Genomic DNA, 13,210 nt, shown 5'->3' with positions numbered 1-13,210 from the left:
CTTATCATTCGGCACAAAAAAACGGGCGCGCGGCCCGTGGAAAATTCCGGTGGAGGCTTGGGGGTGGAGGCCAAGTCGCCGCTGTTAAGGATCGTATACGGAAGGAACGGCCAAACTGCAAGGCCTGTCATCACCTACCCGCCTTTCAAGCGCAAAACGCCCCGCCTTTCGGCAGGGCGTTTCTATTCTCAAGCCAGCACGGCTTATGCCAGCGACCAACGCTCGGCCATGCGGGCGTTGTCCATCTGCCAGAGGTTGCCCACTGTTTCCGGTGTCGCGATGCGGTTGTTCAACGCCTGCACATAGTTGGCAAACATTGGCAGGATCACACCGCCATCGTCACGCAGGATCTGCTGCATTTCGTAGTACTGCTCGCGGCGCTTGTCGCTATCCAGCTCGGCACGGGCGGACAACAGCAGTTCCTGGAAGCGGGGTTCATCCCACTGGCTGTCATTCCAAGGCGCACCGGCCTCATATGCGGTCGAGAACATCCAGTCCTCTGTCGCGCGGCCAGACCAGTAGCTGGCGCACCAAGGCTTCTTCAACCAGACATTGGACCAATAGCCGTCAGCGGGTTCCTGAATCACATTGATATTGATTCCAGCTTCGCCAGCAGAGTTCTTGTAAAGAAGCGCTGCATCAACGGCACCCTCAAACGCCGCATTGGATGCCGAAAGATCAAGGTCGATGCTGTCGAGACCAGCTTCCCGGAGGTAGAACTTAGCCTTATCAGGGTCGTAAGCCAGCTGTTCCATATCTGGATTGTAGTACTGGTTTGCAGGACCGATTGGCGAATCGTTACCGATTTGGCCGTGACCGAGCAGGATCTTGTCCACCATTTCCTGACGGTTGATGCCGTACTTCAGCGCGCGGCGCACGTTCACGTCATCAAACGGTGCAACCTTTGTCAGCATCGGGAAGATGTAGTGCTGGTTACCGGTCAGTTCCTGAATGCGCAGCGCAGGGTTCGCACGCAACAGCGCCTCGGTCTGAAAATCAATCCGGTTGATCGCATCAACCTGACCAGTCAGCAGCGCGTTGGTCCGTGCTGTGTTGTCATTGATTGCGATATATTCAATCTCGTCAAAGAAACCGGCGCTGTCGCCTTTATAGTGATCCGCATAACGGGTCGCGACCATGCGCACACCGGGATCAAAGGACTGCACCTGATAAAGGCCCGTACCGATACCCTGCGCAATCGCCTCTTCAATCTGGCCTGCTGGATACATCAGCAGGTGATAATCCGACAGCAGATAGGGCAGATCAGCGTTGCCTGCTGCCAGCGTCAGCTGGACCTGATAATCAGTGACCTTGGTCATTTCGGTGATGGCTGAAACGATGGGCTCTGCCGCAGATTTCGCGCCTTCAGCAACGTGCATTTGCAGCGATTCGATCACGTCATCCGCGCCAAAGGATTTGCCGTTGTGGAAGGTCACGCCCTGACGCAGGTTGAATGTCCAGACCTTTGCATCAGCAGATGCTTCCCAGCTTTCGGCCAATTCGCCCTTGAGCAAGCCATCAGCGCCAACTTCTGTGAGGCTGTCAAAAACAGCGCCCTGCGCCGAAGCGATCATGAAGAGGTCAGAGTGGGTACGTCCGTCCCAACTATCAGATGTGTTTGCACCTGAAAGACCGGCGGTCAGTTTACCACCGCGAGTTTGCGCACGCAGCGGCATTCCTGACAGGCCCAACACACCTGCTGCTACACCTGTCTTTAACAGGCCGCGTCTACTAATTCCTTGCATACTTGCATTCTCCCTAGTTGTCTTATTCGGCATCTTTCGCCGGTTTGTTCCATCACTCTCGTGAATGATTCGAATTACATCTTATCAACAGCTGCATCGCCGATGTTATCAACCCCACGTTCAGCTAGCAGATTAGTGAGCCAGTCCGGGTCCATTTCAGGAACCGAGGACAATAACAGATCGGTGTAGGCGTGATGTGGCGGCTTGAACATTTCCTTCTTTGGTCCCTGTTCTACCACACGTCCGTCCTTCATGACGACCACTTCATCGGAAATCGCCCGCACTGTCGCGAGATCATGTGTAATAAACATGTACGTCAGCGAAAGTTCATCCTGCAACCGTGCCAATAGTCGCAGAATACCCTCAGCAACCAGTTGGTCCAACGCGGAGGTTACCTCATCGCAGATGATGAATTTGGGTTCTGCCGCAAGCGCGCGGGCGATCCCGATCCGCTGCTTTTGCCCGCCAGAGAGTTCGGACGGAAGGCGGTGATAATACTGTGAGGGCTCAAGCTCGATCTGTTCAAGAAGCCGATCTACCTTTTTGCGTTTTTCCTTGCCCTTCAAGCCGAGATAAAACTCGACCGGGCGCGCAATAATCTGGCCGATGGACATGCGCGGGTTCAGTGCCGTGTCCGCCATCTGGTAAATCATCTGCACCTGCTGCAGCTGGTCCTTGCTTCGCTTGCGATAGTCCGCAGGCAATACTTCGCCGTGCAGCAAGACCTGCCCTGCTTTGGGCGGCAAAAGGCCTGTGATGCAGCGCGCCGTCGTCGATTTTCCCGATCCGCTTTCACCAACAACTGCGACGGTGCGGCCTTCATGCAGATCAAAACTGACGTCATGCAGCACCGGAACCGTGCCATAAGATGCATCAACATTCTGGACGCTCACGACTGGGACAGAGCCCGTCTGGATTGCCGGTTTCTGCGGGCGTTCAAAACTGCGCACCGCCCAGAGCGATTTTGTGTAGTCCTGCGTCGGTGCAGAAAGCATGGTGCGGGTGTCGGCGGTTTCGACCTCATCACCTTTCAGCAGCACTTTGATCCGGTCGGCCATTTGCGCCACAACAGCAAGGTCATGTGTGATATAGATCGCGGCGGTGTTGAACTGTTCCACAATATCACGGATCGAGGCCAGCACTTCGATCTGTGTCGTCACATCCAGCGCCGTTGTCGGTTCGTCAAAGATAATCAGATCAGGGCGGCAGGACATGGCCATCGCCGTCATGCAGCGCTGCAACTGACCGCCCGAGACCTGGTGCGGATAACGAAACCCGATCTGTTCGGGGTCCGGCAGGCGCAATTTACGATAAAGCTCGATCCCGTCTGTTGCACTTTCAGCGCGGCTCATCACGCCATGCTGCACGGGGCCTTCGACATGCTGATCCATCAGTTTGTGGGCAGGATTGAAGCTCGCTGCGGCGGACTGCGCGACATAAGCAATACGCTTGCCCAGCAATTCACGTTTGACGGAGGCCGAGGCTTTCAGCAGGTCAATCCCGTCAAATTCAACGGACCCTTTAGAGATGCGCACACCGTCGCGGGTATAGCCCATCGCCGCCAGACCAAGGGTCGATTTACCGGCACCGGATTCACCGATCAGCCCCAGCACCTCGCCACGCGCCAGCGTCAGATCGACACCGTTGATAATAGGGTTCCACGTCTCGTCGCTCCGGCCCTCTAGCCAGACATCGCGCATTTTGACGAGTGGTTCTTCGCTCATTCCTTTAGCCCCGATGATTTCTGTAGCATCCAGTCCACGACGAAATTCACGGCAACCGTCAGCAGCGCAATCGCGCCAGCCGCCAGCAAGGGGGCCGTGGCCGCCATCGGCGCGAATTGCGCAAAATTCACAAACCCCGCCAAGTCACGCACCATTGTCCCCCAGTCGGCCAATGGAGGCTGGATGCCCACGCCAAGGAAGGACAAAGATGCGATCGTCAGGAAGACAAAACAAAAGCGCAGGCCGAATTCGGCAAGAAGCGGGGCCATCGCATTAGGCAGGATTTCCTTGAAAACAAGATATCCCAACCCCTCGCCACGGAGTTTGGCGGCCTCGATATAGTCCATCACAACAATATTCTGTCCGACTGCGCGCGCCAGACGGTAAACCCGCGTGCTGTCGATCACCGCAATGATGATGACCATAAAGAACGTCAAAGGAATGCCCAGCTGCGGGGCCCACACTTGCGCGATGGTCATCAGCAAAAGCGCGAAAATCAGCGACGGGATCGCCATCAACACATCAACCGCGCGCGACAAAAGCTGATCCAGCCACCCGCCAAGCGTAGCCGCCAGAAAACCAAAGGTCCCCCCAAGGAGAAACGCCAGAACCGTGGTGGCAAAAGCAATGCCGACGGTGTTCTGCGCGCCATAGATCAAACGGCTCAGGATATCGCGGCCAATCTGGTCGGTCCCAAGCGGGAAATCAGGGTTACCGCCCAGTGCAGGATCGCCACCGGGGATAATATTCGCAGCAACGCCTTGGATAATCTGTTCCTGACCGTAAGGCGCAATTGCGCCTGCAAAAATCGCAAGGATTGCGTAAATCAGAATGGTCAGAATGCCGAACGCTGCGGTCAGAGGCATGGAACGGAACAGCTTTTTGGTTGCCGCCGTCCCCACTGACCGCCCCAGTATGCGGAACAGCCATGCGGCGATCGCAAAGATGATAAAGCCCTCGATCGCAATGCGCAGGAAGAAGAACTTATTTGCGATCAAAGGATCTGCACTGCGCCCTTGCACGTACGCCCAGACCAGCCAAAGCAGGACAGCCACGCCCAGTACATAGCCGTAGGCAACGCCGTAAGGCATATCCCGAAACTTCGGTGCGTTTCCTGTTACGGCCTGTCCCGCAAAGCGAAACCCCCAAGCCAAGGCAGCCATGCCAACCAACGCGATGATGATCCATAAAATCATTTCGGATGCCTCAGACGTGGATTAGACAGGATCGACAGAATGTCGGCTGTCAGGTTCAACAGAATAAAGGCCGTCGCAAAGATCAGACAGCAGGCCTGCACCACCGGAATGTCACGGTTCTTCACAGCATCCACAAAAAGCTGGCCAATGCCGGGATAAACAAAGACCACCTCGACCACGACGACGCCAGTAATCAGATACGCAAGGTTCAGCGCGATGACGTTGATGATCGGGGCCAGCGCATTAGGCAGTGCGTGCTTGACGATCACGCGCATCGGCGAAAGGCCTTTTAGCCGCGCCATTTCGATATAGGGCGAGGCCAGCAGATTGATGATCGCGGCCCGCGTCATCCGCATCATATGGGCAGTCACAACGAGCGTGAGCGTCAAAGCAGGCAACATGGATTTTTCGACCCGTTCACCAAAAGGCATGCCCGCGAAAATATTCGACAATGACGGAAAGATCGGGTTCAGAACGGCCAGAAACAGGATCAGCACGTAGGCCAGAAAGAACTCGGGGCTTGAAATCGAGGTCAGCGTAAAAATGTTCGTTGCGCGGTCAAATACGGTATTGCGGTAAAGTGCTGCCAGAATACCCAGTATGATCGAGAACGGCACCGCAATGGCGGCCGTGATCATTGCAAGGAACATCGTATTGCCAAAACGCGGTGCAATCTGCGCCGCGACAGTGGTTGCGCCCGAGTCTGTCCCCGTAAAGCTTGAAAAATTTGCCTGTGCGAAACTGGTGCCCAGATCGCCCTGCATCACACCGCCCAGCCATTGAAAGTAGCGTGACACGAGGGGCTCATCGAGCCCAAGATCGGTACGGATCGCGGCGACTGCCTCGGGCGTCGCGCCTTGGCCCAAAATGGATTCAGCAAAGTCCCCGGGCAGCAAATTGACCGCAACGAAGATCACGATCGACACAATGAGCAATGTGAGAAGGCCGAGCGCGAGACGTTGCAAAATAATCGTTAGGACGTTGCCCAAGTTTACGAATTCCCCGGTAGCTGGACCTAAAGCTTAACGGCATATTCCCGGCTGTAAACCCTAAAGCCCCAGCGCACGGCGCTGCGCACCCATCATGTCCATCGTACGCACCAGTTCCGCGCTGATCCCGGGTTCAGACAACGCATGCCCGGCGCGCCCGATAAAAGTCAGGCGCGACTTGGGCCACATCTGCGACAGCTTATGCGCAGAAACAGGCGGACAAATCATGTCATAGCGCCCCTGAACAATGACACCGGGCACATCGGCAATCTTGGCCATCTGGTCAGGATGCAGAATTTGCTGATCCGCATTCAGAAAGCCGCCATGATAAAAATAATGGTTCTCAAGCCGCGAAAAGGCGCGTGCATAATCCGCAGGGCTTTCCCCTGTCACGCCATCACTTTCGATCGAGGCGAGGGCGTTTTCCCATGACGCCCAGGCACGGGCGAAACGGACCTCGAGGTGATGATCACCCGAAAACAGCCTGCGGTGATAAGCGGCGATAAAGTCATCATGCTCGTCCGCGGGGATTAAAGATGCAAAACGGTCCCACAGATCAGGCCAGAATTTTCCGGCACCGCCACCATAGAACCAATCCAACTCAGGCTTGGTCATCAGGAACACACCGCGCAAGGCAAGGGCAGCGGCGCGGTCGGGGTGGGCCTGCGCATAGATCAACGCCAGCGTCGCACCCCATGACCCGCCAAAGACAATCCAACGGTCAATGCCCAGTGTTTCACGGATTAACTCGATATCAGCGACCAGATGCCATGTTGTATTGGCATCCACACTGGCATGGGGCTTTGAGCGGCCACAGCCGCGCTGATCAAACAGGATGATCCGGAAAACATTGGGATCAAAATAACGGCGCATCGCTGGGCTGCATCCGCCGCCGGGGCCGCCATGCAGCACCACAACAGGAACACCGTCAGGATTGCCGCATTGTTCCATATAAATGCGGTGACCATCGCCGACATCCAGCATCCGCTGATCAAAGGGATCAATCGGCTGGTAAAGATGTGCCCCTGGGCGCTTTTGTCCTACGACTTTATCCATAATCATCCTATATCGCGTGTTGAACTAAGTGACCACAACGCGGAGCGATGAAAATGTCGGCAACGAACACAGTAGACCCCGGTGAAATTGCCAAATTTGAGGCGATGGCCGCCGAATGGTGGGATCTGAGCGGCAAATTCAAGCCTCTGCACATGATGAACCCTGTACGGCTTGACTATATCACGCGTCAAATTGCCGCCGAATTCGGGCGCGACCTGAGCCAGCCCGAACCGTTCAAAGGCCTGCGGATCCTTGATATCGGCTGCGGTGGGGGCCTTTTGTGCGAACCGATGGCGCGATTGGGTGCAACTGTGGTGGGGGCCGATGCGGCAGAACGGAATATTCCCGTGGCGCAGATCCATGCCGAGCAATCCGGCCTTGAGATTGACTATCGCCACACCACAGCCGAGGCGATGGCCGCAGCAGGCGAACAATTCGATGCCGTTCTGAATATGGAAGTGGTCGAACATGTGGCCGATCCACAGGGCTATCTGGATGCGTGCCAGCAACTGATGAAACCGGGCGGCATTCACATTTGTTCGACCATCAACCGCAACCCGAAATCCTTTATGATGGCGATTGTCGGGGCCGAATACGTGATGCGCTGGCTGCCAAAGGGCACGCATGAGTGGAACAAATTCATCACGCCGGATGAACTGTTCGGCTTCCTGGAAAAGGCCGGCATGACACCGGTCGACCGCAAAGGTTTCGTGTTTAATTTTGCAAAATTCACATGGTCCATCTCGGACCGTGACCTGTCAGTCAACTATGTGACGGCCGCAACAAAGCCGGTGTAGAGGCTAGTGACCATGCTCACAAAGCAATCTAGCAGCTGGGTCGAGTTGACATAACGCTGCAATTTTCCAGGCATTTCGGGCAGCCATGACTATTTGAGAAAGACAAAAGTTTGAAGTTTTCCAAATGCGCTTGGAGCACGACCCAATAGTCAGCCTTGGTCGGCAATGAACGCCAACGTGACGACGCTTCGCCAGACCGAGTGCTTTTAGTGACCCACCAGTGGTTTCTCTGGCAAAGCGGCTTCGATACGCAGATAGGCGATGAGTGCACTTATGAAAAAAATGATGCCACTCATCTCAAAGGTTTCCTCTAGCGTCATTACAACACGCCAACCAAGACTTAGCTCTGCGGACCGATCCGCACTCACTAGGCTACCAGCCAAAATCTCCATACCAAGTGCGCCAAGAATATACAGACCTCCGCCAAGTACAATTGTTTTACTAATTGCTAGAGGAAGGCGCCTCAGAAAGGAAATATAGCTTAAACCAAACAGAAAAGCGAAGATACCGACTGGTATGACCCATGAGTAATAAAAGAACCCGACTGTCGGAAGTGCCGATTCAACAGCACTACCCAACTTTTCATGCATTTGTGCCGCTTCATCAAACGACATAAGCAGAAAAGTTATGGCAAGGATAAGCCAGTGTATTTTGAGCGGATCATTTCGCTGATAGACGATCGCTGTTATTAAAAACAGAAGAACCGCCGACAAAACAAGAAGCGAAAAATTAAAAAACGTAGGCAAATTCTTCTCGGTATCAAAATTGACAACGCTAAAATATATGCCTGCTATTTTGCTTCTCGATGGCCCCAGCAAGTATTCTGGAGTGAAATATAGAACTGCCTCTGCCGCCATATGAAGAAAAAGCAAGCATCCAAATATCGCGAATGCGACAGCCCGAAACTTAAGTGGATGCGGCAACCGCAAAAAAACACCGAACGGTAAGTTCGCGCGCTCCATCCTTTGTCCTCCAAGAATTGATAACAGTGTCTACCTGAACTTCGTTTCGTTGATGACCTGAAAACTTTCTCAAGTCGAGAGCGCCGAATGAGAAATCTCGATGGCGATTGTCGGTGCGAAATACGTGATGCGCTGGCTGCCAAAGGGCACGCATGAATGGAACAAATTCATCACGCCGGATGACCTGTTCGATTTTCTGGAGAAGGCCGGCATGACGCCCGTTGATCGCAAAGGTTTCGTGGTAATTTTGCAAAATTCACATGGTCCATCTCGGACCGTGACCTGTCAGTCAACTATGTGACGGCCGCAACAAAGCCGGTTGCGTAGCCAGCGTAAAGAACCTTAAGTTCCGCGTAGAGTTGATCTGCTTTCAAGGCCAGTCAACTCTGCGACGCAAACGCATGAGTGAAGAGACTTGATAGGACCCAAAAAGATCACCCGCCGCGTCGTGCGCTTTTACACAAAACTGTTCAGAAACCTGTTTTTCGGTAAACCCAGTGTGAGTGACAAGCGTGCGCGCGCCATTACACACATGAACAACAAGGTCGTGCGACAGGCAGGTGTCGAACCCCTTGCCTACAAGATTGTCCAGTCTCAGGAACAGCAGCCTGCAACAGATGTGATCCTGCGCAAGGAACAAGGCAGCATTGTCGCGCTTGTCCGCACCGATTGCGAATGGGAATATGTCTTTGAGACGCGAAACAAGATTGCGCCTTATATCTTTTGGTTCCAACAGACGTCTGATGATGTGCGCCAGATCACCGTGAACGCAGCTGATGGCAATCTTGCCAGTATCGCGGACTACAGATTTTCAAGCGTGTCAGATCAGCATGTCCTGCTGCCCGACGCACATTTCTTCGCGCAGCGCGGCTATGCTGAAACCGATATATTTGCAGCAAACAACAGCCTGTCATGGGACGATCGGTCAGACGACATTGTCTGGCGGGGGGCCGTCAATGGCACAGGCCATTGGAGTGTCGACCCTGAAACGGTTATTTTGCCGGGGATCATGCAACGCTTGCATATGGCCCATAAGTGCAAGGCTCTCGACGTGGATTTTCGCTTTGTGGTCATGCCCGAGGCGCATGACTATGCGGTCCTCAAGAATGCAGGGTTTCTTGGCGATTTCATACCCACCCACAACTGGGGCGCCATGAAGTACGCGATTGATATTGACGGCTTTACGAACGCGTGGTGCAACCTTTTGCAGCGGTTGAAACTGGGTTGCTGTGTGCTCAAGGTCGCAAGCCCATTTGGGTATAAGCAATGGTACTATGACCGGCTGATCCCGTGGGTGCATTTCGTGCCGATCAGCGCCGACCTTTCGGACCTGCGTGAAAGGATCGACTGGGTCAAATCGCATCCAGCCGAGGCGCGCGACATCGCAAGACAGGGCCAAATCCTAGCCAAAGATCTGACCTTTGAAAGTGAAACAGTTTATGCGGTGCGTGCCATCGAAGAACGCGAGTGCCGCGCGTGACTTTCTGGCGCAATAAAACCGTCCTTGTTGCCGGGGGCGCAGGATTTATCGGGCGCCATCTGGTGCGGGCAATTTTGGAGGCAGGCAGCAAGGTTTATGTCTTGGATGACTTTTCCACTGGGCAGGAAGGGCCACTCAAAACACTGGACCAAACCAATTTAACGGTGCTGACCGGCGATATTTCGCAGCCCACGACACTTCCACAGGTCGATATCATCTACAATCTGGCCAGTCCCGCATCGCCCGTGCACTATCAAAGTGATCCGATACGAACTTGGAAAACCAATATCCTCGGGACGCTGCAGCTCTTTGACCATGCGCAGGCCTGCAATGCGACACTTGTGCAGGCCTCGACAAGCGAAGTCTACGGCGACCCACTTTCACATCCGCAAAAGGAAACTGACTGGGGCCATGTGAACCCGGTTGGACCGCGCGCCTGCTATGACGAAAGCAAGCGGGCCGCAGAGACACTTTTGATGGACGCTGTCCGCACTTTGGGCGCCGATATTCGCATTGCCCGCATCTTTAACACTTACGGGCCTGGTATGACGGTGTCGGACGGGCGCGCGATCCCTAATTTCGTAGCGCAGGCGAAATCCGGAAAGGCGCTGACAATCCACGGCGACGGCACACAGACCCGCAGCTTTTGTCATGTCAGTGATACCATTGACGGGTTGCTGCGTCTCGGCGAAGTTGCTGCTGCGCGGGGCGAGATTTTCAACATTGGGAACCCTGTTGAGAATACGATTTTTGAGATCGCACAAGAGATTGTGACCCTGTTTGGGGATGGGAATGATATCGTCTTTGAGGGTCGGCCAATCGACGACCCTCAGCGCCGCCGGCCTGATATCAAAAAGGCTGAAAGCGTCTTGGGGTGGGCACCGAAAGTCTCATTAAGGGCAGGTCTCTTGTCACTTCTTGATCTGGAAGAGCCGGTTCTGAGGGACATCCTCTAGACGCGTGGCGCCACGCTATTCGACTTGGCCCAGCTTCAATCGCATTTCCCGCAGAACGGGCAGAACGGCTTTGGCTTTGTCTTCACCCACTTTGGTCACGACATCGGCAATTACAGGCGCGATAGCGGCCAGTGCCGCGTCACGGGCAGCCTGACCCGAAGGGCTGATCGCCACCATCTTGCGCCGTGCATCATCCCAATCAGGACGGACATGCACCCACCCCGCCCATTCAAGTTTTTGAAGGGTATTCGTCATCGCCCCGCGGGTCAGGTGGAACGTCTTGGCCAGTTGCGCAGGCGTCCGTTCAACACCTGCATTCGCCAGATGGTTCAGAACCGAAAAATGTGAAAGCTCCATCCCTTTGGGCAAGACCCGCGCCACATTTGCCCGCGCCAACTGATCCACAGCGAGAATTTCGCTGAACAGGGACACGGCAAGATTATGTGCGGTATCTGACATCAGGGGCCTTCAAAGGGGCGATCATGGCTAAGTGCCGCAATCCGTTTGCGGCTTTGTGCCACTTCCGCAGGGTCAAGATCAACCAAAGCCAGCCCCGGTTCCGTCCCTAAATCCGCCAACACCTCGCCCCAAGGCGAAATTGCCATCGTGTGCCCATATGTTTGGCGCGGCCTGCCTGCTTGGGCCGCATGCTGGCCGGTCTGAGCGGCGGCCAGGACATAGCACCCCGTCTCAATGGCGCGGGCGCGCAGCAAGGGTTCCCAATGTGCGGCCCCCGTTACGGGAGAAAATGCGGACGGCACCAGCAGAACCTGCGCACCTGCCTGGGCAAGCGCACGGTAAAGATAGGCGAAACGGATATCGTAGCAGATACTCAGCCCGATCTTTGCGAAAGGCGTATCTGCGACAACCGCCTGTGTGCCAGGCCGATACCCGGCGGATTCGCGGTAGGTTTCTGTCTCTGACACAGTCACATCGAACATATGGATCTTGTCATAACGCGCAACGATTCGCCCCGCAGGATCAATCAGGAAAGAACGGTTTGCAAAACGCCCGTCAGGGTCGTCGGTTTTCAGTGCCAAAGAACCAACCGAGAGCCAGACACCATGGCGGATCGCCGCCTCGCGCAGTCCGGCAAGGGTGATATCCTCGGTCTCGTGCTGCAACACGCGCTTTTGATGCGCGCGATCCTGCGAGACGCAGTTGGTGACTTCCGGCGTCAGGACAAAACCTGCACCCTGCCCGGCCGCTTGAGCGACCATGTCAGCGGTCCGCGCCAGATTGGTGACGGGATCATCGCTGACATTGAGTTGTAGGAGGGCCGCCTTCATGCAGCGAGCAGCGCGTCCAGTTTGCCGCCGCGCTCAAGTGCGAAAAGATCATCACAACCGCCCACATGGGTGCCGTCGATGAAAATCTGCGGCACAGTGCTGCCGCCATTCGCGCGCTGGATCATTTCTGCACGGCGCTCGGGCTGCGCAGATATATTCACCTCGGCAAAGCTGATGCCTTTGGAAGACAGCAGGCGTTTGGCCATATGACAAAACCCGCAGGTTGGTTTGGTATAAATCTCGACAGTTGCCATAAGAATGATCCTTGCATCGTGTTGGCACTGATCTAAGCGTCTTTGACCACTCTTGCCAGAGTAACAATCGACACATTTCTGGCACCACCGGCCATCGCAGCCTCGGCACTGGCCGCCAGCGTGGCCCCCGACGTCATGACATCATCCACCAAAATCACATGTTTATCCGCGATCTGCGCTAAGCGTTTGGGATTGGGCAAGATAGCCCCTGCAAGTTCGAAAAAACGCGCGTCACGGCTATGGCCTTGCAAGGTTGCAGTGCGTTTGGGCCGCAAAAGCGCATCAACACAAACCGGCGTATTCATCACTTTGGCGATCTCTTGCGCAAGCAGCGCGGATTGGTTGTAGCGCCTGCGCAGCAGCCGGAGCCAATGAAGCGGCACGGGCACAAAAACAGTGTCTATTCCGGCCCAATCAGGAATTTTTTGCGCCATCCACCGCGCGGCAGGGCGTGCAAGCTCGGTTCGGTCACCATGTTTGAGCGCCAAGACAAGGCGCCGTCCAACGCCGCTATAGGCCAGCACTGTACGCCCGCGATCCCAAGGGCGCGCAATGGTCATGCAATCATCACACTGTACCGTTTCTCCGTGATCCTCGCCTGGCAGCGGCACACCGCAACTGTCGCAAACCAGCCCGCCAATGAACTGTGTTTCGCGCCAACATGCGGCGCAAAGACCAAAGTCATCCTCGGTCGGCGCATCGCACGCGACACATTGCGCGGGATAAATTGCCCGAATGACGCTTTGCAACCGCATGAATGCA

General features: G+C 55.1%; 13 protein-coding genes and 1 pseudogene. 4 read left to right on the top strand and 10 right to left on the bottom strand.

What is annotated here, in order from left to right; genetic code table 11:
* Positions 1-203: 203 nt before the first annotated feature.
* The 5 genes from B0B09_RS13090 to pip all read right to left on the bottom strand — a co-directional run bounded on the left by B0B09_RS13090 (position 204) and on the right by pip (position 6,710).
* Positions 204-1,745, bottom strand: a complete 1,542-nt coding sequence (locus tag B0B09_RS13090; RefSeq protein WP_055295331.1) for an ABC transporter substrate-binding protein — start codon at positions 1,743-1,745, stop codon at positions 204-206.
* Positions 1,746-1,819: 74 nt separating this feature from the next.
* Complete coding sequence (locus B0B09_RS13085; RefSeq protein WP_076660404.1) at positions 1,820-3,469, bottom strand: ABC transporter ATP-binding protein; 1,650 nt, start codon at positions 3,467-3,469, stop codon at positions 1,820-1,822.
* Positions 3,466-4,665 carry an ABC transporter permease gene (locus B0B09_RS13080; protein ID WP_207552160.1) on the bottom strand — a complete coding sequence of 400 codons (1,200 nt, stop codon included), beginning with the start codon at positions 4,663-4,665 and terminating at the stop codon, positions 3,466-3,468. The genes B0B09_RS13085 and B0B09_RS13080 overlap by 4 nt, the downstream gene beginning before the upstream one ends.
* Complete coding sequence (locus B0B09_RS13075; protein ID WP_055295328.1) at positions 4,662-5,654, bottom strand: ABC transporter permease; 993 nt, start codon at positions 5,652-5,654, stop codon at positions 4,662-4,664. The genes B0B09_RS13080 and B0B09_RS13075 overlap by 4 nt, the downstream gene beginning before the upstream one ends.
* Before the next feature lie 60 nt (positions 5,655-5,714).
* Positions 5,715-6,710, bottom strand: coding sequence for a prolyl aminopeptidase (pip, locus tag B0B09_RS13070; protein ID WP_055295326.1), 996 nt, complete (start codon positions 6,708-6,710; stop codon positions 5,715-5,717).
* A 47-nt stretch (positions 6,711-6,757) separates the two neighbouring features.
* Between pip and ubiG the strand changes: the two genes are divergently transcribed.
* The gene (ubiG, locus tag B0B09_RS13065) at positions 6,758-7,507 is read left to right on the top strand and encodes a bifunctional 2-polyprenyl-6-hydroxyphenol methylase/3-demethylubiquinol 3-O-methyltransferase UbiG (RefSeq protein ID WP_076660402.1); all 750 of its coding nucleotides are present in this window, start codon (positions 6,758-6,760) and stop codon (positions 7,505-7,507) included.
* A gap of 206 nt (positions 7,508-7,713) precedes the next feature.
* On the opposite strand, the gene B0B09_RS13060 is transcribed toward ubiG, so the two are convergent.
* The gene (locus B0B09_RS13060; protein WP_076660400.1) at positions 7,714-8,469 is read right to left on the bottom strand and encodes a DUF8692 domain-containing protein; all 756 of its coding nucleotides are present in this window, start codon (positions 8,467-8,469) and stop codon (positions 7,714-7,716) included.
* Positions 8,470-8,566: 97 nt separating this feature from the next.
* On the opposite strand from B0B09_RS13060, the pseudogene B0B09_RS13055 reads away from it, so the two are divergent.
* The 3 genes and pseudogenes from B0B09_RS13055 to B0B09_RS13045 all read left to right on the top strand — a co-directional run.
* Positions 8,567-8,796: pseudogene (locus B0B09_RS13055) on the top strand (bifunctional 2-polyprenyl-6-hydroxyphenol methylase/3-demethylubiquinol 3-O-methyltransferase UbiG); the annotation flags it as partial.
* Between the two features lie 172 nt (positions 8,797-8,968).
* Positions 8,969-9,949, top strand: coding sequence for a glycosyl transferase family 90 (locus B0B09_RS18135; protein WP_242654436.1), 981 nt, complete (start codon positions 8,969-8,971; stop codon positions 9,947-9,949).
* On the top strand, positions 9,937-10,905 hold the full coding sequence (locus B0B09_RS13045; RefSeq protein ID WP_311135460.1) for an NAD-dependent epimerase/dehydratase family protein: 969 nt from the start codon (positions 9,937-9,939) through the stop codon (positions 10,903-10,905). The genes B0B09_RS18135 and B0B09_RS13045 overlap by 13 nt, the downstream gene beginning before the upstream one ends.
* Positions 10,906-10,920: 15 nt before the next feature.
* On the opposite strand, the gene B0B09_RS13040 is transcribed toward B0B09_RS13045, so the two are convergent.
* The 4 genes from B0B09_RS13040 to B0B09_RS13025 are packed head-to-tail and all read right to left on the bottom strand — an operon-like array spanning position 10,921 to position 13,203.
* Positions 10,921-11,364, bottom strand: coding sequence for a MarR family winged helix-turn-helix transcriptional regulator (locus tag B0B09_RS13040; protein ID WP_055295319.1), 444 nt, complete (start codon positions 11,362-11,364; stop codon positions 10,921-10,923).
* Positions 11,364-12,194, bottom strand: a complete 831-nt coding sequence (locus tag B0B09_RS13035; protein WP_076660396.1) for a carbon-nitrogen hydrolase family protein — start codon at positions 12,192-12,194, stop codon at positions 11,364-11,366. Before B0B09_RS13035 ends, B0B09_RS13040 begins: the two co-directional genes overlap by 1 nt.
* Positions 12,191-12,448, bottom strand: a complete 258-nt coding sequence (grxC, locus tag B0B09_RS13030; protein WP_076660395.1) for a glutaredoxin 3 — start codon at positions 12,446-12,448, stop codon at positions 12,191-12,193. Before grxC ends, B0B09_RS13035 begins: the two co-directional genes overlap by 4 nt.
* A gap of 32 nt (positions 12,449-12,480) precedes the next feature.
* Complete coding sequence (locus B0B09_RS13025; RefSeq protein WP_076660393.1) at positions 12,481-13,203, bottom strand: ComF family protein; 723 nt, start codon at positions 13,201-13,203, stop codon at positions 12,481-12,483.
* Positions 13,204-13,210 lie beyond the last annotated feature (7 nt).

It is taken from the genome of Yoonia rosea (assembly GCF_900156505.1).
Lineage (GTDB): Bacteria > Pseudomonadota > Alphaproteobacteria > Rhodobacterales > Rhodobacteraceae > Yoonia > Yoonia rosea.
This window is presented reverse-complemented; position numbering and strand designations above follow the sequence as displayed.

What these genes read in the sequence shown, in the direction of transcription:
- B0B09_RS13090 (WP_055295331.1), bottom strand. Translation starts at nt 1,745, where the DNA reads ATGCAAGGAATTAGTAGACGCGGCCTGTTAAAGACAGGTGTAGCAGCA.
- B0B09_RS13085 (WP_076660404.1), bottom strand. Translation starts at nt 3,469, where the DNA reads ATGAGCGAAGAACCACTCGTCAAAATGCGCGATGTCTGGCTAGAGGGC.
- B0B09_RS13080 (WP_207552160.1), bottom strand. Translation starts at nt 4,665, where the DNA reads ATGATTTTATGGATCATCATCGCGTTGGTTGGCATGGCTGCCTTGGCT.
- pip (WP_055295326.1), bottom strand. Translation starts at nt 6,710, where the DNA reads ATGGATAAAGTCGTAGGACAAAAGCGCCCAGGGGCACATCTTTACCAG.
- ubiG (WP_076660402.1), top strand. Translation starts at nt 6,758, where the DNA reads ATGAAAATGTCGGCAACGAACACAGTAGACCCCGGTGAAATTGCCAAA.
- B0B09_RS13060 (WP_076660400.1), bottom strand. Translation starts at nt 8,469, where the DNA reads ATGGAGCGCGCGAACTTACCGTTCGGTGTTTTTTTGCGGTTGCCGCAT.
- B0B09_RS13040 (WP_055295319.1), bottom strand. Translation starts at nt 11,364, where the DNA reads ATGTCAGATACCGCACATAATCTTGCCGTGTCCCTGTTCAGCGAAATT.
- B0B09_RS13035 (WP_076660396.1), bottom strand. Translation starts at nt 12,194, where the DNA reads ATGAAGGCGGCCCTCCTACAACTCAATGTCAGCGATGATCCCGTCACC.
- grxC (WP_076660395.1), bottom strand. Translation starts at nt 12,448, where the DNA reads ATGGCAACTGTCGAGATTTATACCAAACCAACCTGCGGGTTTTGTCAT.
- B0B09_RS13025 (WP_076660393.1), bottom strand. Translation starts at nt 13,203, where the DNA reads ATGCGGTTGCAAAGCGTCATTCGGGCAATTTATCCCGCGCAATGTGTC.